This is a genomic window from Hymenobacter arizonensis, from assembly GCF_900115775.1.
Taxonomy (GTDB): domain Bacteria; phylum Bacteroidota; class Bacteroidia; order Cytophagales; family Hymenobacteraceae; genus Hymenobacter; species Hymenobacter arizonensis.
On the sequence record NZ_FOXS01000004.1, the window covers coordinates 139,687 to 164,510 of the forward strand.

Annotated in this window: 23 protein-coding genes; 12 read left to right on the forward strand and 11 right to left on the reverse strand. The window is 59.0% G+C overall.

Annotation, left to right across the window (positions count from 1 at the left end):
• Positions 1-42: 42 nt before the first annotated feature.
• Together BMZ66_RS15030 and BMZ66_RS15040 are read right to left on the reverse strand one after the other, a co-directional pair.
• Positions 43-1,527, reverse strand: a complete 1,485-nt coding sequence (locus BMZ66_RS15030) for a hypothetical protein (RefSeq protein ID WP_092675226.1) — start codon at positions 1,525-1,527, stop codon at positions 43-45.
• Positions 1,528-2,080: 553 nt separating this feature from the next.
• Positions 2,081-3,271, reverse strand: a complete 1,191-nt coding sequence (locus BMZ66_RS15040; RefSeq protein ID WP_092675235.1) for a hypothetical protein — start codon at positions 3,269-3,271, stop codon at positions 2,081-2,083.
• A gap of 239 nt (positions 3,272-3,510) precedes the next feature.
• On the opposite strand from BMZ66_RS15040, the gene BMZ66_RS15045 reads away from it, so the two are divergent.
• Positions 3,511-5,634, forward strand: coding sequence for a prolyl oligopeptidase family serine peptidase (locus BMZ66_RS15045; protein WP_092675238.1), 2,124 nt, complete (start codon positions 3,511-3,513; stop codon positions 5,632-5,634).
• Between the two features lie 343 nt (positions 5,635-5,977).
• Here the strand turns inward: BMZ66_RS15045 and BMZ66_RS15050 are convergent, their stop codons facing one another.
• The gene (locus tag BMZ66_RS15050) at positions 5,978-6,775 is read right to left on the reverse strand and encodes an ion transporter (RefSeq protein WP_092675241.1); all 798 of its coding nucleotides are present in this window, start codon (positions 6,773-6,775) and stop codon (positions 5,978-5,980) included.
• Positions 6,776-7,021: 246 nt separating this feature from the next.
• Here BMZ66_RS15050 and BMZ66_RS15055 point away from each other — a divergent pair, with 246 nt between their 5' ends.
• Positions 7,022-7,957, forward strand: a complete 936-nt coding sequence (locus BMZ66_RS15055; protein WP_214607008.1) for a carbonic anhydrase — start codon at positions 7,022-7,024, stop codon at positions 7,955-7,957.
• A 32-nt stretch (positions 7,958-7,989) separates the two neighbouring features.
• On the opposite strand, the gene BMZ66_RS15060 is transcribed toward BMZ66_RS15055, so the two are convergent.
• From BMZ66_RS15060 to gntA, 3 genes are all read right to left on the reverse strand, one after another.
• A complete protein-coding gene (locus BMZ66_RS15060) occupies positions 7,990-8,760 on the reverse strand; it encodes an oxygenase MpaB family protein (protein WP_092675246.1) in 771 nt (256 codons plus the stop codon).
• A 211-nt stretch (positions 8,761-8,971) separates the two neighbouring features.
• Positions 8,972-9,559, reverse strand: coding sequence for a DUF1989 domain-containing protein (locus tag BMZ66_RS15065; RefSeq protein ID WP_092675250.1), 588 nt, complete (start codon positions 9,557-9,559; stop codon positions 8,972-8,974).
• The gene (gene gntA / locus BMZ66_RS15070; protein WP_177204748.1) at positions 9,531-10,211 is read right to left on the reverse strand and encodes a guanitoxin biosynthesis heme-dependent pre-guanitoxin N-hydroxylase GntA; all 681 of its coding nucleotides are present in this window, start codon (positions 10,209-10,211) and stop codon (positions 9,531-9,533) included. Before gntA ends, BMZ66_RS15065 begins: the two co-directional genes overlap by 29 nt.
• Positions 10,212-10,565: 354 nt before the next feature.
• Here gntA and BMZ66_RS15075 point away from each other — a divergent pair, with 354 nt between their 5' ends.
• Entirely contained in the window at positions 10,566-11,186 is a 621-nt protein-coding gene (locus BMZ66_RS15075; RefSeq protein ID WP_092675257.1) for a class I SAM-dependent methyltransferase, read from the forward strand.
• 140 nt (positions 11,187-11,326) lie between these two features.
• Here BMZ66_RS15075 and BMZ66_RS15080 read toward each other — a convergent pair whose 3' ends face one another.
• From BMZ66_RS15080 to BMZ66_RS15095, 4 genes are all read right to left on the reverse strand, one after another.
• Positions 11,327-12,244, reverse strand: a complete 918-nt coding sequence (locus BMZ66_RS15080) for a pirin family protein (RefSeq protein ID WP_092675261.1) — start codon at positions 12,242-12,244, stop codon at positions 11,327-11,329.
• Between the two features lie 72 nt (positions 12,245-12,316).
• Positions 12,317-12,829 (reverse strand): DUF2243 domain-containing protein, encoded by a 513-nt coding sequence (locus BMZ66_RS15085; protein ID WP_092675264.1) that lies wholly within the window; start codon positions 12,827-12,829, stop codon positions 12,317-12,319.
• Entirely contained in the window at positions 12,810-13,187 is a 378-nt protein-coding gene (locus tag BMZ66_RS15090; protein ID WP_092675267.1) for a hypothetical protein, read from the reverse strand. Before BMZ66_RS15090 ends, BMZ66_RS15085 begins: the two co-directional genes overlap by 20 nt.
• Positions 13,188-13,291: 104 nt before the next feature.
• Positions 13,292-13,780 carry a GAF domain-containing protein gene (locus BMZ66_RS15095; RefSeq protein ID WP_143080230.1) on the reverse strand — a complete coding sequence of 163 codons (489 nt, stop codon included), beginning with the start codon at positions 13,778-13,780 and terminating at the stop codon, positions 13,292-13,294.
• 395 nt (positions 13,781-14,175) lie between these two features.
• Between BMZ66_RS15095 and BMZ66_RS15105 the strand changes: the two genes are divergently transcribed.
• The 7 genes from BMZ66_RS15105 to BMZ66_RS15135 all read left to right on the forward strand — a co-directional run bounded on the left by BMZ66_RS15105 (position 14,176) and on the right by BMZ66_RS15135 (position 20,518).
• On the forward strand, positions 14,176-15,021 hold the full coding sequence (locus BMZ66_RS15105) for a phytanoyl-CoA dioxygenase family protein (RefSeq protein WP_092675279.1): 846 nt from the start codon (positions 14,176-14,178) through the stop codon (positions 15,019-15,021).
• Between the two features lie 83 nt (positions 15,022-15,104).
• Positions 15,105-15,968, forward strand: a complete 864-nt coding sequence (locus tag BMZ66_RS15110) for an SDR family NAD(P)-dependent oxidoreductase (RefSeq protein ID WP_092676129.1) — start codon at positions 15,105-15,107, stop codon at positions 15,966-15,968.
• A 485-nt stretch (positions 15,969-16,453) separates the two neighbouring features.
• Complete coding sequence (locus BMZ66_RS15115; protein WP_177204749.1) at positions 16,454-17,221, forward strand: DUF4142 domain-containing protein; 768 nt, start codon at positions 16,454-16,456, stop codon at positions 17,219-17,221.
• Positions 17,222-17,558: 337 nt separating this feature from the next.
• Positions 17,559-18,134 (forward strand): hypothetical protein, encoded by a 576-nt coding sequence (locus BMZ66_RS15120; RefSeq protein ID WP_092675288.1) that lies wholly within the window; start codon positions 17,559-17,561, stop codon positions 18,132-18,134.
• A 147-nt stretch (positions 18,135-18,281) separates the two neighbouring features.
• Entirely contained in the window at positions 18,282-18,551 is a 270-nt protein-coding gene (locus tag BMZ66_RS15125) for a hypothetical protein (RefSeq protein ID WP_092675291.1), read from the forward strand.
• A 173-nt stretch (positions 18,552-18,724) separates the two neighbouring features.
• Entirely contained in the window at positions 18,725-19,561 is an 837-nt protein-coding gene (locus BMZ66_RS15130; RefSeq protein ID WP_092675302.1) for a TlpA family protein disulfide reductase, read from the forward strand.
• Positions 19,562-19,792: 231 nt separating this feature from the next.
• On the forward strand, positions 19,793-20,518 hold the full coding sequence (locus tag BMZ66_RS15135) for an NADPH-dependent F420 reductase (RefSeq protein WP_092675307.1): 726 nt from the start codon (positions 19,793-19,795) through the stop codon (positions 20,516-20,518).
• Between the two features lie 166 nt (positions 20,519-20,684).
• Here BMZ66_RS15135 and BMZ66_RS15140 read toward each other — a convergent pair whose 3' ends face one another.
• Positions 20,685-21,650 carry a sodium-dependent bicarbonate transport family permease gene (locus BMZ66_RS15140; RefSeq protein ID WP_092675311.1) on the reverse strand — a complete coding sequence of 322 codons (966 nt, stop codon included), beginning with the start codon at positions 21,648-21,650 and terminating at the stop codon, positions 20,685-20,687.
• Between the two features lie 501 nt (positions 21,651-22,151).
• On the opposite strand from BMZ66_RS15140, the gene BMZ66_RS15145 reads away from it, so the two are divergent.
• Both BMZ66_RS15145 and BMZ66_RS15150 read left to right on the forward strand, forming a co-directional pair.
• Positions 22,152-22,940, forward strand: a complete 789-nt coding sequence (locus BMZ66_RS15145; RefSeq protein ID WP_092675314.1) for a hypothetical protein — start codon at positions 22,152-22,154, stop codon at positions 22,938-22,940.
• Between the two features lie 217 nt (positions 22,941-23,157).
• Complete coding sequence (locus BMZ66_RS15150; RefSeq protein ID WP_092675317.1) at positions 23,158-24,633, forward strand: serine hydrolase domain-containing protein; 1,476 nt, start codon at positions 23,158-23,160, stop codon at positions 24,631-24,633.
• The last annotated feature ends 191 nt before the right edge of the window (positions 24,634-24,824 follow it).

The window sequence follows — 24,824 nt, forward strand, 5'->3', positions numbered from 1 at the left end:
CGATAAGCTGCAGTGAAAGTACTCATGCTAAGCATACTGAGCTTAAGGATTAAGTTCTTCCTGCTGGTAATAGCGCTTGGGGGTTTTGATGATGCCCCAGTAATGAAGTAGCTCGGCATTGATTCCGGACTGATGGTAATCGGTGACTGGGCGCCAGTCCATTAAGGTGCAGGTGGCGGGCAGGCGCGCAATGGGCTCGGACGACGCCGCGAGCTGGGCAAATAAGCTCCGTTCGCAGGTATTGGATTCGCTGGCTTTGTACCGGTCAGTGATGGTGAATAGCGCCAAGCATGCTACCACTGCGGCTGCGTAGCGTTGCTGGGCAGGCCTCGGCAGGTGCTTAAGCAGGTAGTAGGCCGATAAGGTGACGAAGCCAATCAGGCCCAGTGTGATGGGCAGAATGGTATCGCGCCGAATAATGTATTCGCGGTAGGAGCGGTACCCACCTAGGGGCAGTAGCAGCACGTACACCGCTGCAAACAAGACCAGCCATTTAAATACGGTCAGGAATTTGCCAGCCAGAGGCGCCGGCAGTAGCCGCCAAACGGCAACCACATTGGCCAGGGCCAGGGCTGCCAGGAAGGTATAGCCGTATTTATCGGTGGGCTGGTAGTAGCCCGTGAACAGGTAAAGCAGGCCACGCGGCACCCGTTTGTAGCGCTCAGCCAGGGGCAAGCTTACCCATAAGTTTTCAGAATTGTTCATGCCAATGAACATGGAATACAAGCTCAAAAGGCTAAACAACCCAAACGAAACCAGCAAAATACGTGGCACGTCGCCTAAGGCGCGAAGGGCGCGCGGCCACACCGGCTCGGTGGCTGGGCGGGCGGCAAACCGGCGGTACCAGCATAGCAGCAGCACCGTTGGGCACACAATCAGCACCACGGCAGGCACAATGGCTCCGTTGAAAGACAGCAGCAGCACGAGCCCTAGCAGCCCAACATATCCTATCCACGATTCGCGGAGCGGCTCGCCGTGCAGTGCGGCCCGTAAAAAAGGCAGGAAGAACAAGAGCAGCAGGCTCATGGGCAGTGCATAGAAAGCAGTGTAGGTAATCGACCAATCGATGATACCCATGGCGTTATTGAACCCCGACGTTTGGAAGAAGGGCGTAATAAGCGCGGCGGCCACTAGAAAGCGCTTGCTCAGCACGCTGACAGAGTTGCTGACCGCCACCGCCAGCACATACACCACAAGCATGTGCACAGCCAGTTTGAGTAGGCCGCAGGCCACGTACACACTGTCAACGGGGTTGAGCATCAGCTTTTGTAGTAGCAGCGGCACATACCGGAAGTACACGTAGATGGTGTAGTGGGCAAAAAATCGGTTAGGGGCCGCGTACACGTCGCTATCTAGCAACACACCCAGGCCAAAAGGGTCGTGTAGCAACCGAGCATAAGACTCGCTGGGCCACACTATGGGGGCTAAATCCCCGTCGAGCGCAAACTGCATGTAGTGCCAGAAAGAGTAGCTCAGGTCGAGCAGCAGGAACAGGAGTAGCAGGTAATGCCAGTTTCGTTTTAGCACGGAGGTAGATTTAGATACAGAAGGCAATGCTGCTGAGTGAGGGGTGGTTTTCGAAAGGTCGGGCGAAATTACGCGGCTTGCCGATAGCAAGGGGCCTGTTCAGTTCATCAAGCTGCTTGCATTCTCAATTGGCAAACGACCTATTGGGCTTGGCTGGGCAATCGGTTGGCACCAGTAACTACAGTGGCTCCCGCTATGCGGGCAAATAGCAAACTAAAAAGTTGGCTGCTGGCTACGCCGGCACAGCGCTGGGCCGTGGCGCTCACCGCCAATGAAGCTTACCAGTTGCTGGAGGTGCTCAATGTAACCGCGCTGCTGCTGGAGAGCAGTTCATGCACTCAGGTGGGGCCGGGCCGGCGGCGGCGCCTGCGCAGAATGCCCTTATGCTAGCTGAGCAGCGAAGGTCTTTAATTGATGGGTAGGTCTGCGTGCATTCTCTAGTAAAAGTTTCTATTGGCAGCCACGAGAGCTGCTTGAGAAGCAGGCGCAGAGAGAATGTCAGTAGTCATTTAATTATCCGGCAGGCAAGTTAGGAGGCAGCGCCGATGACAGCCTAATAAACCGGTTTGATGACGCGGCAGCGCAAGTTGCTGCTTACCGTGTCGATGTAAAAAGCAGCCCGGGTGCCGCTTTCCGTTTCAAAATGTATTCGCACCTCTGTAGGGTGTTGGGGGGCTCGATATACGGGGATTTCACTCAGCTTTAGTAAGCGCGCCGGAACGGGGTTATCAGCCGAGATGATGCCCAGTTTATTGTTCGCTTCGTCGAAGAGGTAGTGGCTGCGGGTTTGCCTCACGTACTTGGAAAACATCTGGGTACCCAAGCCTCCGTTTATGCTTTCGAGGGCGAAGGAAGCCAGCTTACGGCCATTTAGGTCCATCAATTCGGCGTTGGGGCCTTTGATTTCTACTTGGTTGCCCCTGTTGTCATAGCCGGGCGCATAGGCCACCAGTACGGTTTGGTCGTTGACCAGCAACGTGCCGCCCACCGAGCGGCCGGATTTATTATCGATGGGCGTAGCGCGGCCGTTGGCTTGCAGAATCTCAGTGCTGGTGAGCAGCGTGCGGCCGTTTGGGGAAAGCACCGCCGCCGAATTGCAGCCCGAATTCCAACGGGCCATCTGCTTATGAATTACCTGCCCCGTGGTGGCATTAAGCAGCAGAAGTGCCTCGCCGCCGGCATCACTGCCCTCGGGGTAAAAGCCTAATTCAAACGCCAAGGCGTTGAACGCCGGCAGGTAGCCGGAAAATACTGGAAGCATGGTAGTAGCATCTACCACCATGTCTTTGCCAACCTCTGCCGCGAAATCTGATTTTCGGAGCTTTTTTACGAATTGGGTTTTGCCGTCGGGCCGCAGCAAGCGGAAGGTGTACGTGCCTTCAAACCCGGTAATGGTGTTGCTTTGGGTTGAATCAGTACCCGGGCCGTCCTGAGAGGCCATGGTGGGGTCGGTGTACCGCAGGGGGCGGGTACTGTCGGTACGGGCCGTGGTTTGGAGCCGATACAAGGTACCGTTGATGCGTACCTGCGGGGAGGCTTTCACAGAGTCGTAAAACGAAGGCAGCGTGGTGTAAGGAGCGGCCGTATCAGCAAAAGCCAGCGAGCGGGGTTGTGCGATAGGGGCCGCCGCAGCGGCTTCTGCTAGCGTGTTCTGCGGCGGGGCGTCTTCCTGCTGCAGAGCTGCTTTTTTCTGTTCGCAGCCAGCTAGGAAGCACAATGCGAACAGGAGGAAATACGGGCGCATAATTTATTGAAAGTGTAGCTTGCCAAAGCTAATGCGACGGCCGTTTGTTATGGGCGCCGGTTGTTGCGGTCCAGCGCAATCATCGGCCCCGGTTCACGCCCTTGGGCCGCGGTAGTGGGCCGCTTGCTTACCCATCTGTACCTTACCGCTCTGAAACGGAGCGGAACCACCACGCCAACAGCTGGGTTGCCGCTTTCCAGTTGCCTGTACTCATTTTCATTCTCTCCAACTCCCAACCTATGAAAAGTCGTTATGCCTCGCTGGCTGCCGTGCTGCTGGCCTCGCAAGCCTATGCCCAGGCGCCTATCAAAACGCTGCCGTACCCGCAAACGAAAAAGGTGGACACCGTGACCACCTACTTCGGCACCAAAGTGGCCGACCCGTACCGCTGGCTCGAAAACGACCAGGCCGCCGACACCAAAGGCTGGGTGCAAGAGCAAAACAAGGTGACCCAGAACTACCTGGGTCAGATTCCGTACCGCGACGCCATTCGCAAGCGCCTCGAAACGCTGTGGAACTACGAGAAATTTGGCGCCCCTTACAAAGAAGGCAAGTACACCTACTTCACCAAAAACACTGGCCTGCAAAGCCAATCGGTGCTCTACCGCCAGCAGGGCAACGGCGCCCCGGAGGTGTTTCTTGACCCCAATGCGTTTTCCAAAGACGGCACCACCTCGCTGGCAGGCCTGAGCTTCACCAAAGACGGCAGCCTGGCCGCCTACTCCATTTCGGAAGGCGGCTCCGACTGGCGCAAGGTGATAGTGATGAAGGCGTCGGACAAGTCCATCGTGGGCGACACGCTGAAGGACGTGAAGTTTTCGGGCACGGCCTGGAAAGGCAACGACGGCTTCTACTACAGCTCCTACGACAAGCCCACGTCGGGCAGTCAGCTGGCGGGCAAAACCCAGATTCATCGGCTGATGTACCACAAGCTGGGCACCCCGCAAAGCGCCGACCAACTGGTGTTCGGTGGCGAGAAAACGCCCCGCCGCTACGTAGGCGCCTACCTCACCGAAGATGAGCGTTTCCTGGTTATCTCGGCTCGCAACACCACCACCGGCAACGAGCTCTACATTCAGGATTTGAGCAAGCCCAATAGTGCCATCGTGCAGGTGGTCGACAATGAGAAAAGTAACGTGGGCGTGCTCGACAACGTCGGCAGCAAGCTCTACATCGAAACCAACTTGAACGCGCCCAACAACCGCGTGGTAACCGTGGACGCCGCCAACCCCAAGCCCGCCAACTGGAAAGACCTCATTCCCGAAGGCAAAAACGTGCTCAACGCCAGCACCGGCGGCGGCAAAATCTTCGCCAACTACCTCAAGGACGCCACCTCGCTAATTGAGCAGTACGACATGAACGGCAAGAAGGAGCGTAGCATTACCCTGCCTTCGGTGGGCACAGCCGGCGGCTTCAGCACCAAGAAAGACGAGAAGGAAACCTACTACACCTTCACCTCCTACATCTACCCGCCCACCATCTTCAAGTACGACATTGCCACCGGCAAATCCACCGTTTGGAAGAAGGCTGGCGTGCAGTTCGACCCCACCAAGTTTGAATCGAAGCAGGTGTTCTACACCTCCAAAGACGGCACCCGCGTGCCCATGATTATCACCCACAAAAAGGGCCTGGCCCTTACGGGCAAAAACCCCACGCTGCTCTACGCCTACGGCGGCTTCAACAGCAGCGTGACGCCGAGCTTCAGCACCTCCAACATCGTGCTGCTCGAAAACGGCGGCATCTACGCCGTAGCCAACCTGCGCGGCGGCGGCGAGTACGGCGAGAAGTGGCACAACGCCGGCACCAAGCTGCAGAAGCAGAACGTGTTCGACGACTTCATCGCCGCCGGCGAGTACCTCGTGAAGAACAATTACACCTCGAAAGACTACCTGGCCATTGCGGGCGGCTCAAACGGCGGCCTGCTCGTAGGTGCCGTGATGGCGCAGCGCCCCGACATGTTCAAAGTTGCCTTCCCCGCCGTGGGCGTGATGGACATGCTGCGCTACAACCAGTTCACGGCCGGTGCCGGCTGGGCCTACGACTACGGCACGGCCCAGGACAGCAAGGAGATGTTTGAGTACCTCTACAAGTACTCGCCCTACCACGCCCTGAAGCCCGCCAGCTACCCCGCCACCATGGTTACCACCGCCGACCACGACGACCGGGTGGTGCCCGCGCACTCCTTCAAGTTTGCCTCTAAGCTGCAGGAAACCCAGAAGGGCGATGCCCCGGTGCTCATCCGCGTGGAAACCAAAGCCGGCCACGGCGCCGGCCGCTCCACGGCCCAGGTCATCAGCGAGCAGACCGATAAATGGTCGTTCATGTTCCAGAACATGGGCGTGACGCCCTATCAGAACAACTAGCGGTAGCTCGCACTCTGGGGCAACTCACCCTCAGAGAGGATAGTATGACGCTAGGCTGGCGAGTTGCGTTTGTCATTGCGAGCGTAGCGCGGCAATCCGTCCTCTAATTGAGACTACCCTTGACATGTGACAAAGCTGTTTTTTTCAGTAAAAAGCCCCGGTTCTGAACAGAGCCGGGGCTTTTTCACATTAGAAGGCCGGTCGCTAAGACCAGGACGGATTGCCGCGCTGCGCTCGCAATGACAACGCGCCGCCGTGGCTCCACCTCTTGGAGAGGGGCCGGGGCCGTGCCCGGTAGGGGTGAGGTGCCCCAGGGAGCGAGTGCGTACAAGTCGCGTTTACATCACAAACTCCCCGTCTCCCTCCCTTTCCGCAAATCGGCCCGCAGCTGCCGCACTTCCTCGTGCAGCGCGGCCACTGCCGCCGCCCCGGCTACTTCCGCCTCCGGGTCGTCGGCGTCGCGGCCCATGAAGAACGAGGCCAGCGTGGCGGTGAAGTAGCCAAATACCGTAAAGCCATACAACGACAGCAGGAAGCACAGCGCCTGGCCTTCGGGGGTGCGGGGCCAGTAGCCGCTGCCCATGGTGGTGAGCAGCATGGCGGTCCACCACAGGGCTTCGGGGTAGGAGTGAAGGCCGTCGGGCGTGTCTTTTTCGAAGGCGAACATGCCGGCGGCACCCAGCAGCAGCACCACGCTCGTCAGGGCCAGCACATAGCCCACTCCGCGCCGCCCAAAGCTGTTGGCTAGGGCTTTCATGCCCCGGTTTAGGGAGCCTACCACCTTCACCAGGCGCAGCCCGCGCACGGCACGCGCCGCCCGAAACACCCGCGCCAGCCGAAACAGCCGCAGCGCCGGCACCACCAGCGAGATCAGGGTGACGACGTTGGATTTGAGAAACGGCAGCTTCTGCGGGGCCAGAACGAACTTGAGCAGAAAGTCCAGAATAAAGATTATCCAGATGGCAGTGCCCAGCATTTCCAGCGCTGGCGTGAGCCCCCGGATAAGCTCTATGCCCAGGAGCAGCAGCCACGCAAAGCCGAGCACCAGCATGGGCGTCTCTACCCACTCGGTGATTTGGTGCAGCAACTCGTAGCGCTCGTGCTGCAATTGTTCGTCTTCTTCGGAGTCGGGAATAGGCATAGATTGAAAAGGAATGGTCGTGCTGGCGCAAACCTGTTTTTAGGTGTTGGATGCTGGTTTACGGGCTATAAGTCAATAGACGGCAAGTAAAAGCATCTTGGTGCTCTTCATAGACAAAGGGTCGCTCATGAAGCTAGCCAAATCGAACAGGGCAGCAGTAGGTTTGCAAACTAATTGATAACATAATATTTAGAAAGCGGGTACACCAAGTTAGTCCTCCTGATTAACCCCTTAATGCTGACTGCTATGAGCATAATAACATCCTCCAAAAATGCGCCTGTCCGGTTGACAGCGTCTTCCGGAACCCTGCTCCTTGGCGGCCTGCTCGCGTTGGCCTCATGCAGCCAATCGTCGGAAAATCGGGCGGGCGAGGCTGCGCAAAACCAGTCCACAACCGAAGCCTCGCAGCCCGGCCAAAACGGGGCAGCGGCTGGTTCCGGAAAAGGAACGGATAGCCAGTTTGAAGCCGAGCTAAGTCGAATGGACCCCGCTCTGGCCCAGGCCATTCGCCAAGGGGCAACCATGGAGGAAATTGCCGCGCTTAGAGACCCCGTGGCTACCACGCCAGAACAGGCGTTGGAAGCCTTAAAAAGCGGCAATGCTCGGTTTTTCAGCGGGCAGGCCAAACGGCCCGGCCTGTCGGCCAACGAGCGGCGGGCCCAGATTCTGGCTCAGTCGCCTTTCGCCGTGGTGCTTGGCTGTTCCGATAGCCGCGTGCCCATCGAGCTGGTGTACGACCAAGGACTGGGCGACATGTTTGTGATTCGCATAGCTGGCAACGCCGTCGACCTGGGCACCGCAGGCAGCGTCGAGTACGGGGTGAAGCACCTCAAATCTCACATTGTGGTGGTGATGGGCCACGAGGGGTGCGGCGCCGTTAAAGCCGCCATGCTGCCCGCGGCCGACAAGCAGCAGGAGCCCGCCAATGTGCGCTACCTGCTCAATTTGGTCTCGCCATCACTGACCAACATGCCTAACATTCGCGACCCCAAAGCAAAAAAGCGCGAAGCAGTAGTGGCCAATGTGCTGTACCAAAAAGAGCAGCTTAAAAAGAACCCTGTGGTAGCCGAGGCCATCCGTACCGGCAAAATCATTGTGGTTGGTGCTTACTATGATATCAGCAGCGGCGCGGTAGACTTCTACGAAGACGGCGCAGCCAAATCAACTGCTTCCATCAATTAGAGCATTACGTTAGCAGCCCTCGGAAACGAGCATTACCGAAAGGCTGGCGCATGGTCCAGGGCCAGAATCTGGTCTTTGTAGTCAGGGGGCAGCAAGGCTGCTTTGGCCCAGCGGCCCGGGGCCATCTGCTGCGTGAGGCGATAGAGCGGCAGCACCGGTCGCACCCAGGACCCCGAGCCCAAGTGCAGCAGCGCACGCACGTGCGCCGGCACCACCAGCCGCTGGGCGTGGCGCAGCAGCCAGTAGCGTAACGGGCCGAGGTGCTTGCGGTATTGTTGGTACAGGTCGGCGGTGAAACGGCTGTGCTCCAGGTCGGCCACCAAGTGCTGCTGGCGAATGGGCAGCCACTCGGCGTAGGTACGGGGCAAATTCACCATGCCCATGCGCCGGCCCACGCGGGCAAACACATCGAATATTTCCTGTTTCTCAGCCAGCGTCAGGGGCCGTTCCAGCACCTCGAAGGAGCGAATGGAGTAGTCGATGAGCAGAAACAGAACGTCGCGGTAAGCCCAATCCGGAATGGCCATGCCACGCTTAGCCTCTACCGCCCCGTGAATGGCCGCAATGGTGTCGATGGCTTTTTCGGCATCGGCCTGCTTGGAGTACACAATTTTGCGGGCGTACTCTACCGTGGAGAAAAGCCGGGCCAACGGGTCGGCGGGCAGGCGCCCGGTAAAGTATAGCCAGTCCACGGCTTTATTAAGGGCGAACTCAGCCGCCGCGCCGGCAAAGATGAATAGCACAGTATCGGCCTTGCCCCAGATGGCGCGCACGACGGACCCCGGCTTCACAAAATATTCCATGCTGCAAGAACTGAAAGGACCGGCGAAAAGCTCCGGAGTTATTGCGGGTCCAGGAGTAATCCTAACTTGTTCTAGCGGACGCCTCACCCCCCGGCCCCCGCTCCGGTGGAGAGGGGGAGCCTGACAATTCTTAGGTGCGCATGATTAGCTCCCCCTCTTTTTTGGAGAGGGGGCCGGGGGGTGAGGTGCCCCCAGCACGAGCCGCGCCCTCTTACGCCAGCACTTCGTAGGCAATGGGCTTGAACGAATAGTTGTTCGACATCTCGGCCGAGCAGGCCGTCATGCCCACTATCAGGTCCATTTTAGCCTCAATTATCACGTAGTCGCCGGCGCGGCTCTTGGGGGGCAGCACGCCTACTTTGCCGGTGTCGCCGTCCACGGTTACGTGCATGAAGATGTTGAAGCAAATCGGAATTCGGTCGGGCGTGATGCCGTGCGGGGCCAGGGCCTCGCTAAGGTTGCCGAAGCAGCCGCGGTGGGGCTGCTCGTGCCCGTAAATGATGCGAAACGTGTCGGCCGAGCAGGGCGTGAGCAGGAAGTCGTGCCGGCCCACGGTGTCTTCCACCATCTCAAACATTACGTTGCTGCGGTTGGAGTAGAACGGGTGGCCGGTGGTCAGAAAGATGGTTTCGGCGTAGTCAATGGTGCGGCCCGACGACAGGTACTCGGCCGTGTCATTCAGGTTGAAGCACACAAAGTCCGACACCTGTTCGCCCTGTGGGTCAGTCACTTTCAAGCGCTGGCCCTGGCGCAGAATAAAGGCGGTGCCGCTACGCGGCGGTATTACGTGGTTGGGCATGTGGGCTGAGGAAGGGGCATTGCCAGGCGTTGTCGTAGGCTTTGCCGGTGTATTGGTACACTTCGGACGATTCGCCAAAGTTCTGCAGCATGGGGTTCACCGAGCCCGAGTAGGCCATGTCGCGGGTGCGAATGGTGTCGCGCAGGTTGTTGTAGCGGCCGTTGTTCCGAATCTTCTCGAACTGGTCGTGCGGGTTAAACACCAGCGTGGGGTACTTGAACTGCCGCGCCGCCCGCCCGCTGCCGGGGTGCAGGCCTACCACAAAAAAGGCTTCCTCTTTCAGGCTGAAGCTGAACTCCGGCGAGCTGGGGTCGGCCACCACACGTGGGTCGTAGCCAAACTTGCGGGCGTCGAGGTTGGCCAGCGACTGCATCCGTTGCCAGAACAGCTCCTCAAACAGCGCCTCGTTGGGCACGGTGGGGCCCCGAAAAATAATGGCCGCGCTGTGGTAAAGTTTTTCGGCCTGCCGGTACTTGTCGACAAAGCCATAGATGAAGTCCAGGATGGCTGCGTCGTCTTTGGGGCAGGCCAGGTGGTCAACCACCAGGCAATCAAGCTGCTGCCAGGTAAGGGCCGTTTTAGCGGCCACACAGGGAAAGTCTTTATTGCTGATGAAGTCGAAGTACTCCTGCACTTCGACATGTTCTTTCAAATCAATCATATAGGTAGTTTCTCAGCCGCCCGCTGCTGTCGGATAATTGTAAATAAGTGAGCTAGCTTACGGTTGAGAATAACCTTTTGTTAAGGAATAATGCAATAAAAGTTAAACAAATTGGTATTTTAGAAGGTGTATTTGCCTATAAATCAGCAGTGAAAACTGTCGGATACAGCCGAGTTATTAAACCTTGTGGCAGCCGGCGTAGGCTGCGCTCGCGGGGTGTGGGCACGGTTGGGCTTGATGAAGAAAAACCGGGTAAGCCCCGCCGTCTGTGTTTACTTGCGGCGGAGCCCGCCGTACAAGCACCTGTGCTGTGGCACGCCACATTCTGCCCTGCTTCCCTGGTCTATGCTTCCTTCCTTCGTAAAAGAATTTTTTCGCGACCCTTCCACTGTGGGGTCGTTGGTGCCGAGCTCGCAGGAGCTAACCGACCAAGTGATGGCACCCATCGATTTTTCCCGGGCCAACTGCATCGTGGAGTATGGGCCGGGCACGGGCGTATTCACCGATGCCATTATTCAGCGGCGGCGGGTCGAAACCGTGGTGCTGCTGGTGGAGGTGAACGAGCAGTTTTGCAAGCTCCTGCGCGAGCGCTACGCCGGCCAGCCCAACGTGCACGTGGTGCTGGGCTCGGCCGATAACACTGGCAAATACCTCAAAGCGCTGGATGCGCCGCCCGTCGACTACGTGGTGTGCGGCCTCCCTTTCACGTCCATGCCCCTGCGCCTGGATTGGCGCATTCTGGAGCATACGCGCGATGTGTTGCTGCCGCATGGCAAGCTCATTCTGTTCCAATATTCGCTGCAGAACACCAAGCTTTTTGAGCGGTTCTTCTGCCTGGTGCGCCAGGAGCACGTGCTGCGCAACCTGCCTCCGGCCCACGTGCTGGTGTACACTCCCCAGGAAAACTGCACGACCTCATCGGCCGACGATGCCCCCGAGGACCACGCTGACCACCCGCACGAATAAGCGCGCTGCGCAAGCATGAGGCGCAGCAGTCAAGCAGGTTGCGCGGTCCGTTAGCGTCGGCAGCAGGGCTAAGCTCCAGCTGCGGAAGCTGCCCTGGCTGCTCGGCGTGACTGTGTCTCAGCTGCCCAGTCGTCGGCCGCTTAGGAAAGCGCTTGCGGCGCGGGCGACGACCCCGCCGGCCGCGACTTGTCCTGTGGTAGGGGCACAAACTCGGCGTTGTCGTTCGGCGGCAGGGCAATGCGGCCCGCCTGCCAGTCGGCCTTGGCCTGGTCGATGCGGTCGCGGCGCGACGACACGAAATTCCACCAGATAAACCGTTCGCCCAGCGGCTCGCCGCCCAGCAGCATGAGCGTACTGGCCTCGCGGGCCACCAGCACGGGGTCGAGGCCGGGCGTGAACACGAGCAGCTGGCCCGCCGAGTACGCGTGGCCGTTCACTTCCACGCTGCCTTTGGCCACGTAGGCGCCGCGCTCGGGGTAGCCGCGGGGCAGGCCGAAGCGGGCGCCGGCTTGCAGCACCACGTGCAGGTAGAACAGCGGCGAATGTGTTTTCACGTTGTTGCGCAGGCCAAAGGCATCGCCGGCAATCAGGCGCATCCACACGCCGGTGTCGGTGAAAATGGGCAGCTCCTCGGGCTGGTAGTTGGCGAAGGCGGGCGCGGCTTCCTCGTCTTTTTCGGGCAGAGCCACCCAGGTCTGAATCATCTCCAGGGCGCCGCCGCTGAGCGTGGCCGGGTCCTCGAAACGCTCGGAATGGGCAATGCCGGAGCCAGCCGTCATCCAGTTTACCTCGCCCGGCCGGATGATTTGCTCCACGCCGAGGCTGTCGCGGTGCGTCACCTGCCCGCCAAACAGGTAGCTCACGGTGCTGAGGCCGATGTGCGGGTGGGGCAGCACGTCGAGGCTTTGCAGCTGCGCGGGCGCCACGGTCACGGGCCCGGCATGGTCCATGAAAATGAACGGCCCCAGCATGCGCCGCAGGCGGTAGGGCAGAATCCGGCGAACGTCGAACCCAGGGCTCAGGGCGGCCTGGCGGGCTTCAATGACAAGGTCGAGCATGGCAAGGAGTGAGAAGGGTGATGGGACCGCGCCGGAGCAGCAGTTTCGCCCTAAAAATAAGGCGTTGCCGCGCTATGCGCCAGCGGCCCCTGTGCGATGCGCATCGGCGCGGCCGGCCCGCACCAGCGCCCAGCCGCTGAGCAGCAGCAGCACCCCAAACCCCAAAAAGCTCAGGTCCCAAGCCAGCTGGTTGGGCGAGTACTCCCGCACGTGGTGCAGCCCCAGAATTTGGTGGTCGATGATGCCCTCTATCACATTAAACAAGCCCCAGCCCAGCAGCAGCCCGCCCCACAGCGTGCGCCCCGAGCGCGGCACGTCGGGCCGGCCGGTGGCAGACCACAGCAGGCGCAGGCCCACGGCCGTCATTATCCAAACAGCTGCGTGAAACATGCCGTCCCAGTACATATTCACCTTGGCCCGCACCAGCGTATCGGGCGGGAGCTGGGCCGAGAGCATGTTGTGCCACTGCAAAATCTGGTGCAGCACAATGCCATCGACAAAGCCGCCAAGGCCGGCCCCGAGCAGGATGCCGGCGGCAATGAGTGGGCTGCGGCGCAGTGGTGCGCTAGGGGAGGGGTGTTGCATAGGGGCGGGCAGAGCGAGTGGTGAGTTTATCCCAATAAAATAGGCCCAGTCCCAGGCCCAGCAGCACAGCCACGGGCAGCAGCACCAGCAGCAGGTGAGGCGCGTAGTCGGCCCCGTATATGCCGGCTTCTACTTTGGGGCGGCACACGGGGCAGGCCTGGGCCGCCGTGGCAAAGAATTGCGAGGCCAGCAGCAGGACTGCGAATGTTGTGCTACGGCATCGGCCCTGTGGAGAGCGCTGCCGCGCCCAGGCGGCCAGCGCCAGCAACGCGGGCCACGCACCCCGGGCAATGAAAGCCTGGGCCCGGAGCAAGGCGAGGTCGGTGGTTTGGCCAGCAGACAAGGGCGGGAGGCGCATGGCAAGGACAGCAAAATGTGTCCGATGACGTACGCCACCCACCCGAGGGAGTTATGGTTGAGCTTTAATCGTTCGCTCGCGGTTGAGCTGTAACGGGCTGGTTGTTAGCTGCTCTTGCCTACGTGTGAGTACAGCAGCGAAGCGGCGGCTTGCATCAGTGGCTGGTCGGTGGTGCGTTCCTGGCAGCGCTGCATGTCGTAGTGGCACAGCGAGCCAAAGGGCTGGCCTTCGCTGTCGCGAATGAGCACACCGCAGTAGGACACCACGGGTGTATCGATGATGCCTTGCACCCGCAGGTCGGTTGCGGCATCGGTGATTTCCCAAGGCGCCTGGTCCCGGCCTACCAACGAGCAATACGTGGCCTCAATGGGGGCATCTTCGCCCTTCTTCAAGCTCAGCTCGTAGCGGTCGAATAGAACTTCGCTGCGCAGCTTGTCGTGGTCGAACCGAAAAATGCCGGTGTAGCGGTGGGGAGTGCGGCTGTTCAGGTATTGCAACGCTGCGTGCACCCCCTCTTTTTGGAGGAGGCCGGTAAATTCCTCGATTTCGTGCTGCAAAGGCGAGTCGTTGCGCCCATCAATCATATCACTCATACCTACAAAAATTGACGGCCGAATCAGAACCCTGGCGGTTCCAAAATTGGATTTATATTAAAAAAACAAGGACAAATATGCGAACAAGAAGGCGCATTGTAGCAATGCTACCGTCTGGTTTTTCTCATCTGGGGCATATAACGGCAAAAGCGAGGCAATGACTGCCCTGCCCAGCTGCTGCCTATAAGCCTGCAGGCCATAAGCTGCACCAGCAACGCCTGAGCAGCATACAAGGTCCTCAAAAAGAGAGCCCGGCAACCCGACGAGGAAGCTTAGCTGCCACCAAAACCGTAAGAAGTGCGTTAGCCAATGGGCAGGCCCCGCGTTTCGATTGCAGCAGCTGGCCCACTGCCACCACTTATAGGTATTTGCAACCCGGTCAACCAACGCATCTTATGGAAAAAGCAGCAGCAAATCCGCTCACCCAACCCGCCTACGAAACGGCTCCCATCATGGGCGGCCTCTATGGCGACGGTATTATTGGCCTGAAGGGCGCCTTTGGCCGCGAATGGGTGCAGCAGCTGGGCGAAGACATTGCCAGGCTCTATGCCGATGCCTTGCAGCGCCCCGGCGGCGCCCTGGGCCGCGGCCCCAAGCGCCACTACGTCGAAATTCACCCCGAAAGCATCCGGGGTTTCGTCGACCTGGCCACCCATCCCTGGGTTGTGGCCGTGTGCGAAGCCGTGCTCGGCCCCGACTACAAAATCGTGGAAATCGGCTTCGACGTGCCCAACCCCGGGGCCATGAACCAGCCCTGGCACCGCGACTTCCCCGCTCCCGACGATACCCTCGTAGGCCGGCGCCTCAACTCGCTGGCCTTCAACCTCACCACCGTGGACGTGACCGAGGACATGGGCCCTTTCGAGATTGCGCCCGGCACGCAGTGGGACTTGCCCACCAACTTCGAGCACGGCATGTTTCCGCCCAAAAGCAACAGCCCCCGCTACGAGCAGCGCGCCCAGCGCAAGCTGCCCCAGATGGGCGACATCTCGGCCCGCTCGGCCCTCACCATCCACCGCGGCACGGCCAATCAATCCGATAAATCGCGCCCCGCCCTGGTGCTGGGCGTCGATGCCCCCACCGCCAACAACGCCGAGCGCCACGACCTGCAAATCACCCGGGCCTACTACGCCACCCTGCCCGAGAGCCTGCAGCAGCACCTCACCTGCCGGCTGGTCGATGAGCTGGAGCCCATAGTGCAGGGCCACACCATTGAGGGCCTGATGATGGGCGAGGCGTAGCCCCGCCCGGCGCTCCCTGCCACCCCGGGCCTATGCCGCGCCAGTCCACCCGAACCGCGTTTAAAATTGCTACCTTCCGCACCATGGAAACTTCTTTGCCCAGCCTGGTCGTCACGGGTGTATCAACGGGCCTGGGCCTGGCCACGGCCCAGGCTTTTCTCGGCCGCGGCTACCGGGTGTTCGGCAGCGTGCGCACCCCCACCGATGCCACGCGCCTGCAAGCCGAGCTGGGCCCAAACTTCGTGCCCCTGGTGTTCGATGTGACCGACGCTGCGGCCATCGCCCAGGCCGCCTCCGTGGTCGAGCGCGCGCTGGGCGGCCAGCCCTTGGCCGGCCTCATCAACAACGCCGGTATTGCCCTGGGCGGCCCGCTGCTGTACCAGCCCATTGAGGTAGTGCGGCAGCACTTCGAAGTAAACGTGTTGGGCCTGGTGCAAGTCACGCAGGCTTTTTTGCCGCTGCTGGGGGCGCGGCCTGGTTTTCGGGGCACGCCTGGCCGCGTCATCAACATTGGCTCGGTGAGTGGGCAGGTAGCCTCGCCGTTTATGGGAGCTTACGTGGGCAGCAAGTTTGCGCTGGAAGGCCTTTCGGCCACCTGGCGGCGCGAGCTGCAGCTCTTTGGCGTGAAGGTGGTGCTCATTGGGTTGGGTGTAACCAAAACACCCATCTGGGACAAGGGCATCGACCTGGAGCCCTACCGCGACACGCCCTACCACGGGCCTGCCCAGCGCTTTGTTGGCTTCGTGAACCAGACCCGCAATAAAGGCCTCACGCCCGAATACGTGGCCGGGCGCCTGGTTAAGATTATGGAAACGCCACGCCCGCGCCTGCGCTATTCCATTGCGCCCGATATGGTTCGCAGCTGGATAGTGCCCCGGCTCATCCCGGCCCGCCTCCTCGATTGGCTGCTGGGCCGGGGCATTGGGCTGTTGCCTCCCAAGCCCTAGAGCCGTGGGGTAAAAAAAGCTATTGGCTGATTGCTGGTAGCGCTGTCAAAACACACCTTTTTCCCTGAAGATGTTGCGCCTCAAGCGAGGTGGGCCGGGGTGCGTGGCCAGTAGGGGCGGGGCGGGACTTATGCCTGCGCCTTATACTGAGCCTGAAACTGCTCCGGTAGCTCCGGTGGGCGTCTGGGTGCAGAATAGAATTCTTGTTCCACCGCAGGCATTGCCCAACTGGCCGGAATCTGGCCGAGTGCAGCCAGGAGCCTAAACTTCGCCGATAGGTTTTGCTCTTGTTTCGAATAGCTTTTGCAGGTGGTGCGCCTACTGTCGGAACAGACCTGATAACTAGCGAGAAAAGTTGCTTAACTGGCTAATATATCAGGGGTTGGATAAAACTTATGGCCCGAAAAAAGCTCAAAAACGTCTACCCAGCCGTGGGCTTGCCGTATAAAACCCACTTGGTTTTACCCTCTAATGTTATAAAAGCTATGAAAGTATTTCCTTATCTTCTGATGGCCGGAGCCATGGCATTGGGCACGGCCTGCAGCAGCACTAACACTGGCAGCGGCACAGCTGGCACCACGAGCGGCAGCACCGATGCAGGCTTGTATTCTTCGGCGGGCAGCACAGCTGCCGGCACCAATACCGGTGGGGCCGACGCCGGTACGAGCACGGCAGGCTCCGCTGCGGGCAGCACCAGCGGCAGTGCAGGGGGCAGCACCAGCGGCTCTGGTAGCATGGGGGCGTCGGGCGCAACCAGCGGCACTGCTACCTCGGGCATTGAGGCCGCGGCCGACCCCACGGCCTTTATGGCCACCTTCGCCACCATGCAGGACCCCGTGTTTCTGATGAATGCCGCCAGCAGCAACCTGCTGGAGATTAAGGCCGGCCAAATGGCTTCCCAAAAAGCCACCAACCCCGAAGTGCGCAAATACGCGCAGATGATGGTGAGCCACCACAACACGGCCACGCAAGAGCTCAAGGCCATTGCCATGCCGCTGGGCGTGACGCTGCCCCAAACCATGATGCCCGTGCACCAAGCCATGGCCGACCGCCTGATGAACAAGTCCGGTAAGGGCTTCGACGAAGCTTACATGGACATGATGGAGGCCGCTCACAAGATGGACATTGCCATGTTCGAGGTGAAGAGCAAAGCTGCCGAGCAGCCCTCGGTGCAGGCGTTTGCCACCAAAACCCTGCCCATGCTGCGCTCTCACCACACTATGGCCGACAACCTGGAGAAGAAGGTTGATTAAGCTGACCAACGCTGCTAGCCGCCAAGGTTAGCTTAGTGCTCGCCTCAACTTCGCCCCATTCTGTTGCCCAGGCAACGGAATGGGGCTTATTATTTCTGGCAGAAAACGGCCACCATCTCGCTAAAAAGCTGCTTTAGCTTCGGCGTAACAACCCTAAGCTATAGATTTTCCGTACACATACTTTGTAATGCAAAGTTCTTTCACTTGATTTGTATTGGTCACAATCACCCTGCCATGAGCCATGTGGCTATGCGCGTGCCCAAACGCCGGTGCGCCACTCCGGTACCGCCTTATCAAGAAGTCCTCATCTCACGTTTCACCTCAAAGCCCTGCTGTCATGACACTCACTAGAAGCATTTCTTTCGTTGCGCTGGGTACGGCGCTTCTATTGCTCATCCCGCTCACAGCAAAGCTGTTCCTCGCTGAAATGGCCTGGAGCGTGGGCGACTTCGTGGCCGCAGGGATTATGTTATTCGGCTCGGGCCTCATGTTTGTCCTCATTGCGCGGATGAGCGACAACACCTGGTACCGGCTGGGCACCGCCGTGGGGGTGGGAGCGGGGCTGATGCTCGTATGGGCGAACCTGGCAGTGGGGCTTGTGGGGAGCGAACACAACCCCGCCAATCTGCTGTATGTCGTGGTGCTTGCGGTTGCCCTTATTGGGGCCTTTGTGGCGCGTTTCCATCCGCACGGGATGTCCAACGCCATGTTTGCGGCGTCGCTGACCTACGTGTTGGTTACTGCCATCGCGTTGTATATCTGGAAGCCCACGGGTGCGGCTGCCGAACCCAATGTGGGCCTGGTAACAGTGCTGGCAGCGAATGGGCTTTTCGCCGCGGTATGGGCCTTTGCGGGGTTGCTGTTTCGCCGCGCCAGCACCAGCGGCTCAAAAGCAGGCCCTCGGCTGGCCTAATTGCTTTTGCCAACAACACGATAGGAGGAAAGCTGTGCCTTCAATCCCTGTGAGCCAGTAGCAAAGGGCTGATTTGAGCCCTGGCCCCATGTTCGTGCAACTTCTGCTTGTGGGCGGTGTAAGTAAGCAACCACCTTTCCTCTCCCGATGAGAAATGCTCTCGCTTACCTGCTTCCCCTAGCGCTACTGGTGTCAGTACAAGCTGCTCAGGCGCAAGCCACGCCGGCGCCCAAACCGAAAACCACGCCCACGGCCCCTGCCCGCCCGGCCAGTGGCACTACCCGCCCCCGCCCAAGTTACGTGCCTCCCCGGGCCGTCATAAAGGATACTGCGGCGTTCAACCGCAGGTTCCGCCGTTCCGCCAGCCCGGCCGCCGACAAGGTGCCCTCGACGCCCCAGCCCCGAAAAATAAACTAAGCCTACGCAGCTGCGGCATCATTCTGTAGGGCATTGCGCCACTTCTGGTAGAACGCAACCACCTCCACGGCTGAGGCCAGCGGCAGTAGCTACAAGCTTGCATCTGTCTGGTAGAGCAATACTTATTCACGTAGTTCGTTCGCAACAGGCAGTCAACTTGTGCCACGTTGCGAATGAAAAATTTCTACTTCCTTTTCCTTCTCGGAGGTGCCTTGGGTTTGTCTTTCTGCAGTGGCGACAATGCCGCGACCACGCAGCAGGAAAGCCCTAACGCTACGGCACCAGGTACCGAATCGAACCGGCAATTCACTGTCAATAGCGCAGCGCTGCAAAAGGATTTCACCACTTGGTGGAATTACACCTATTACAACGTCAAGCTGTCGCAGGATTTTATGGGACTGGATACGGATTCTATGGTCATCAGAAAGGCCGACTTCTTATCTCGCCTGACCTCGGGCCGGGTGGTGCCTTTCAAAATCATGGTGCGGGACGATGTGACGTACTACCGCCTGTACCCCATCAATGAATCTCAGCCAAGTATAAGGGAGACAATCAAGCAGAAGGCGGCCAGCGAAATCGAGCATTACGAGAAGGAAGGCCAGTTGCTGCCGGCCTACCAGTTCACGGACATCACGGGCAAAACATACAGCCCGGCCAGCACCAAAGGGAAAGTGGTGGTGCTGAAATTCTGGTACATCGGCTGTGTGGCCTGCGTCCAGGAATTCCCCGAGGTGAATAGGGTGGTCGACCGTTACAAAGGCCGGGAGGATATTCTATTCGTCAGTTTAGCATTTGATGACAAAGAAGCCTTGGTCAATTTCCTCCAGGGCCATGAGCTCAAATACGCCACGGTGCCCAACATGCAGGACTTTCTGCAATTCAAGCTGGGCATCTCTTCCTACCCAACGCATATTCTGCTGGACAGGGCCGGGAAGATTGTGAAGGTGGTAGACCGCATCGACGAGCTGGCGCCGTTTCTGGAAAAGCAAGCCCTGGCAACCTCGCTGTAGAGTTGCGCCCCGTAGCAACCCCGGCATCCAGAACCTGCAAACCCCGACGGCCGCCCTCAACGACTACCACGACGCCCGCGTCCGCGCATTAGCCCTTGAGTAGCTATTCTGTATGCCGCTCACTTGCTGCGTGTAAGGTGCGCGGGCGAAACAATCCTGCCGCGGGAGCAGTCTTAGCACGGGCCGCTTCACAACCTAGCGGCTCACTAAGTACACACTTATCCTACTAGTATGAACATTGGAATCATTGGGGCCGGCCACATCGGCAGCGCCCTCGCCGTGCGGCTCACCAGCCTCGGCCACTCAGTACAAATTGCCAACTCCCGCGGCCCCGAAACGCTGACGGACGTGGCCCAGAAAACCGGCGCTACCCCCGTCACGGCCAAGGAAGCGGCCCGCCACGGCGAAATCATCGTGGTAACCATCCCACTCAAAAACATCCCCGACCTGCCCAAGGACCTGTTTGAGGACGTGCCCGCCGATGTGCCCGTCATCGACACCAGCAACTACTACCCCTACCTGCGCGATGGCCAACTGCCCGAGCTGGAAAGCGGCGACCTCACCGAGAGCGAATGGGTGCAGCAGCACCTGGGCCGCCCGGTGGTGAAGGTGTTTAACAACATCTACGCCGACCACCTCCAGAACTCTGGTAAGCCCGCCGGCACGCCCGGCCGTGTCTCGCTGCCCGTGGCCGGCGACGATGCCGCCGCCAAGCAAAAGGTAATGGCCCTGGTTGATGAGCTGGGCTTCGACGCCGTGGACAACGGCAGCCTGCACGAGTCGTGGCGGCAGCAGCCGGGCACTCCCTCCTACGGGGCCGATATGCCCGCCGCCGAGCTCCAGCAGCACCTGGCCAGCCTGGGCACCCAGCGCACGCCCGAGCAGCACGCCGAATACCTGGCCAACCAAGCCGCCGCAGAAAAGCAGATGGAGGCTCAAGGCATCAAGCTGAAGTAGCCGCTGCAGCCACCTGCTTCGGCCGCCCCACCGCTAGCCGGTGGCTTTAGGCCCTGAAACAAAGAGCCCCGGCAACTGGCGGGGCTCTTTTGTTTTGGGCTTGTTCGATAAAGTGGCGTTGCGAGGTGCTCAGGCCGTTTCGAACGCAGCGCCACCTTCATAGGACCTACGTATGCTGGACCACGGCAAAATACAGCGGCATGCCTAGGGTAATGTTCAGCGGAAAGGTCACGCCCAAGGCCATGGGCAGGTACAGGCCCGGGTCGGCTTTGGGCGCGGCCAGGCGCATGGCGGCCGGCACGGCAATGTAGGAAGCACTGGCCGCCAAGATGGCGAAGATGAACCGGTTGCCTACGCTGTCGGTCACCCAATGGCTGGCCGCGGCCACCAGGCAGCCGTTGAGCAAGGGCACGAGCACGGCAAAAGCCGTGACGAAGCGCCCGTAGCGCAGAAACGCAGCGAAGCGTCGGGCCGTGACCATGCCCATTTCGAGCAGGAAAATAGCCAGGAACCCCTTGAAGATGTCGGTGGTAAAGGGCTTGATGCCATCGGCCTGCTTGGTGTCGGCAATCAGCCCAATCACGAGGCTGCCCAGCACCATGAGCACGCTGCCGTTGGTGAAAGAATGCTGCGCAATGGCTCCCAACCCGTGGCCCTCCACGCTCGGGGCATCGTCGTAGCGCAGCATCAGCATAACGCCCACGATGATGGCAGGCGCTTCCATCAGGGCCATGACGGCGACCATGTGCCCGCCAAAATGCAGCTGCTGGGCGTCGAGAAATGAAACGGCCGACACGAACGTCACGGCACTCACCGAACCGTAGGCGGCGGCCACGGCCCCGGCATCGGCGATGCTGAGCCGCCGTTTCAGCACGAAAAACGTGTAGAGCGGAATCAGGCTCGCAACCAGCAGGCCGAAGCCCAGGGAGTAGACGATTTCGGCGCTGAATGCACTGTGGGCCAGTTCCTGCCCTCCCTTAAACCCGATGGAAAACAGCAGGTACAACGAGATAAACTTGACCGAGGATGGTGGTATTTCCAGGTCGCTTTTCACGGCTGTCGCCACGATACCGAGCACGAAGAAAAGGAGGGTGGGATTGGTTAGGTTCGAAATCAGTAGGGGTGCATCCACGCAGAAAGAAGAGAAAGGAGAAAAAGAATGATTACATGCTGAAGCTCTTAAGGAGCTATTACAGCTACTGCCAGCGCCTAATTGGCGATGGCCGCTATGGTAAGCGGCTGCAAAACTAGGACATATTTGTAGTAAAACACTTGCAGAAGATTAAATAACTTTCTTGATTAGTAGTAATACTATCAAGACAGGAGACTGGACTGCCTTTACCGAGTATTATTCGGCGTCTGGTTACCATTCTTGTCCGTTCTTCTTTGCCTGGAGAGGTAAACAAGGCTCCTCGCCCCTGCCCCCGCCGCCGAAGAAAAGGAGCTTCTTTCGCTGCCTGCCTAAGGAGCAAGCCAGACCTCTGCAGGAGCACGGCTGGTTTTGGGCTTGGGGATAATCGGATGCAGAACTGCTTGGTGGTGTAGCTTGCCAAGCCATATCAGCAGCCAGGGTTTTTACCTGCCGGCTCGTGCTGGTGGTCCGACGCTGGACGCAACCAGCACCCCAAGTATCATGAAGCGCATACAGCTGTTTGAACTGGAAGATTATCCCTGGTTTCCTCATTGGCTGCGCGCCTGCCTGACCCGGCTGATGGTGGTGATGCACAACCTACTGGGCACCCCTGCTGATATTGCAGCCCTACTTACCAAGGCCTTGCGGCACACGGGCCAAAACACCATTGTAGACCTTTGCTCGGGCGGGGGTGGCCCCATGCGGGAAGTGTTTCAAGCGCTACAGGCCCAACCCGGCGGCGACCAGCTGCGCCTGACGTTGACCGACCTCTACCCGAACCGGGAAGTGGCGGCCGAAGTGAACAGCGGCCCCAATCCGGCGCTGACGTATCGGCTAGTGCCGGTAGATGCGCTGCAGGTGCCGGCCGAACTGGCCGGAGTGCGCACCATGGTGGGCAGCTTTCACCACATGAGCCCGGCTACGGCGCGCCGCATTCTGCAGCACGCCCGCGACAGCCGCCAGGCCATCTGCATCTACGAGATGAGCGACAACAGCCTGCCCATTGTGCTGTGGTGGGCTTCGCTGCCCATGATATTTCTGATGGTGTTCTTTCTCACGCCCTTCGCCCGGCCCCTCACCTGGAAGCAACTGGTCTTTACGTACCTGCTGCCCGTAATTCCGCTGTGCTTTGCCTGGGACGGGGCCGTGTCCAATGCCCGCACCTACACACTGGAAGACTTGGGCCAGCTGCTGGCCGGGCTCGAAACCGATGGCTACAAATGGGAGCGAGGATGCATCACCGGCAGGGCCAAGAAACTGTACTTACTAGGGCTGCCGCAGCAGAGCTAGTAGAAGCTGCCGCTGTTTATAAGGAATAAGCTCGGCCGCGCCCGCTGCCCCCGCCGCTAAAAGAAACTAGAACTTCTGTCAAAAATCTTCAGGCAAGACTGCCTATGGCCTCAAGCCTGGGCTAATTTAAAAGGACAATGGAGGTTTGTAGTCATATTTATTATTAATTAAGATACATTTAGAAATCTCTCCAACACTTGTCATTTCAATTCACTTCATGATTATACCTTCTACGTCTATTAAAGCCGCGCTTTTTGCCTTACTACTTGGCATCACTATCGGCACGGGATATGGGCAAACCGCTAAAAAATACTCCAAGGAAGTAGAAGAGAAAATCACTCAGGTAGAGCAAAACCTGAAGGCGGTGAGAAACCTGGAAGGCCAGCCTAGTAAATGGACGCTAGAGGACCGAATGAAGCACCACCGAATCAACGGCGTAAGCATTGCGGTGATAAAAGACTATAAGGTGGAGTGGGCCCGGGGATACGGAATGGCCGATGCTGAGGAAAAGCGGCCCGTAACGGTGAACACCTTGTTCCAAGCTGGTTCAATCAGTAAGTCCCTAAACGGAGTAGGCGTGTTGAAGCTGGCGCAGGATAAGAAACTCAGCCTCGATGCCGACATCAATGAGTATTTGAAGTCGTGGAAATTCCCTTACGACTCGCTGGCCAAAGGCAAAAAAATAACGCTGGCCAACCTGCTGAGCCACACGGCGGGCCTCACGGTACACGGCTTTCCCGGGTATGAAGTGGGAGCCGCTATTCCCACGCTCCCGCAAGTACTGAATGGCGAAAAGCCCACCAACACGGCGGCTGTTCGCTCCAAATATGCGCCATCGCTCAAGTACGAATACTCCGGCGGCGGCACTACCATTTCGCAGCTGCTGGTGCAAGACGTGACTGGCCAGCCCTACGATAAGTTTATGTACGACAACGTGCTGAAGCCCATGGGCATGAAGGCCAGTTCGTACACGCAGCCGCCCACTGCCGCGCAGCAACCCCTGCTGGCCTCTGGCTACCAAAGCGATGGGAAGCCAGTGAAAGGCAAATACCACCTGTATCCGGAGCAAGCGGCAGCCGGCCTGTGGACCACCCCCACCGATTTGGCCATTTATATAATTGAAACGCAGCGCGCCTTGCAGGGTAAATCAGCCAAGGTTCTTTCCCAGGACATGAATAAGCGTCGCCTTACCCCTTACGTTGATTCGTTGGCTGGTTTTGGCGTATTCATCATGAACAAGCGGGGAGTGCAGTATTTCCATCACTCTGGCGCAGACGAGGGTTTCGTCAGCAACTACGTTGGCAGCATGGATGGTGGCAATGGCGTGGTCGTGATGACTAACACCCAAAATTCTGCCTTGTTGGGAGAAATAATTAATAGCGTGGCCACCACCTATAACTGGAAAAACTATTACGCCCCAGTTAACCTGAAGCAGGTACTACAGCCCAATACTGTATTAGCGCCCTATGTTGGGAAATACAAAGTGCAAAACCAGGAGTGGGCAATTGAGCTAAAAAATGACGGCCCGTGGTTAGCTGTTAATCCGACAACCGCGTGGAAAATGTATTTCACCGACCCCACTCACTTCTTTGTGCTCGAACAGTCAGCCAAGTTCAGCATGATGCTGGATGGTGCTGGCAAGGTCAATGCAATTGCTGTAAACGACAAGCCAGTCGCAACCAGGGTAAATTAGAAGCTTGCCTGTCGGGGCGGCCTCATCCGGACTGCGCGAATTCGCCGTGCTATTTCCTGTGTTCCACAGGGCAGCATGCGCAGCCACGCTCGTACTGCTGATGCTCGGCACCCCCGCCCCGCCCGCTGCCCCCGCCGTTGAACGAAACAAGCGCTTCGTTGTAGCTTGCTTCCTCTATCAGCAGCTACTAC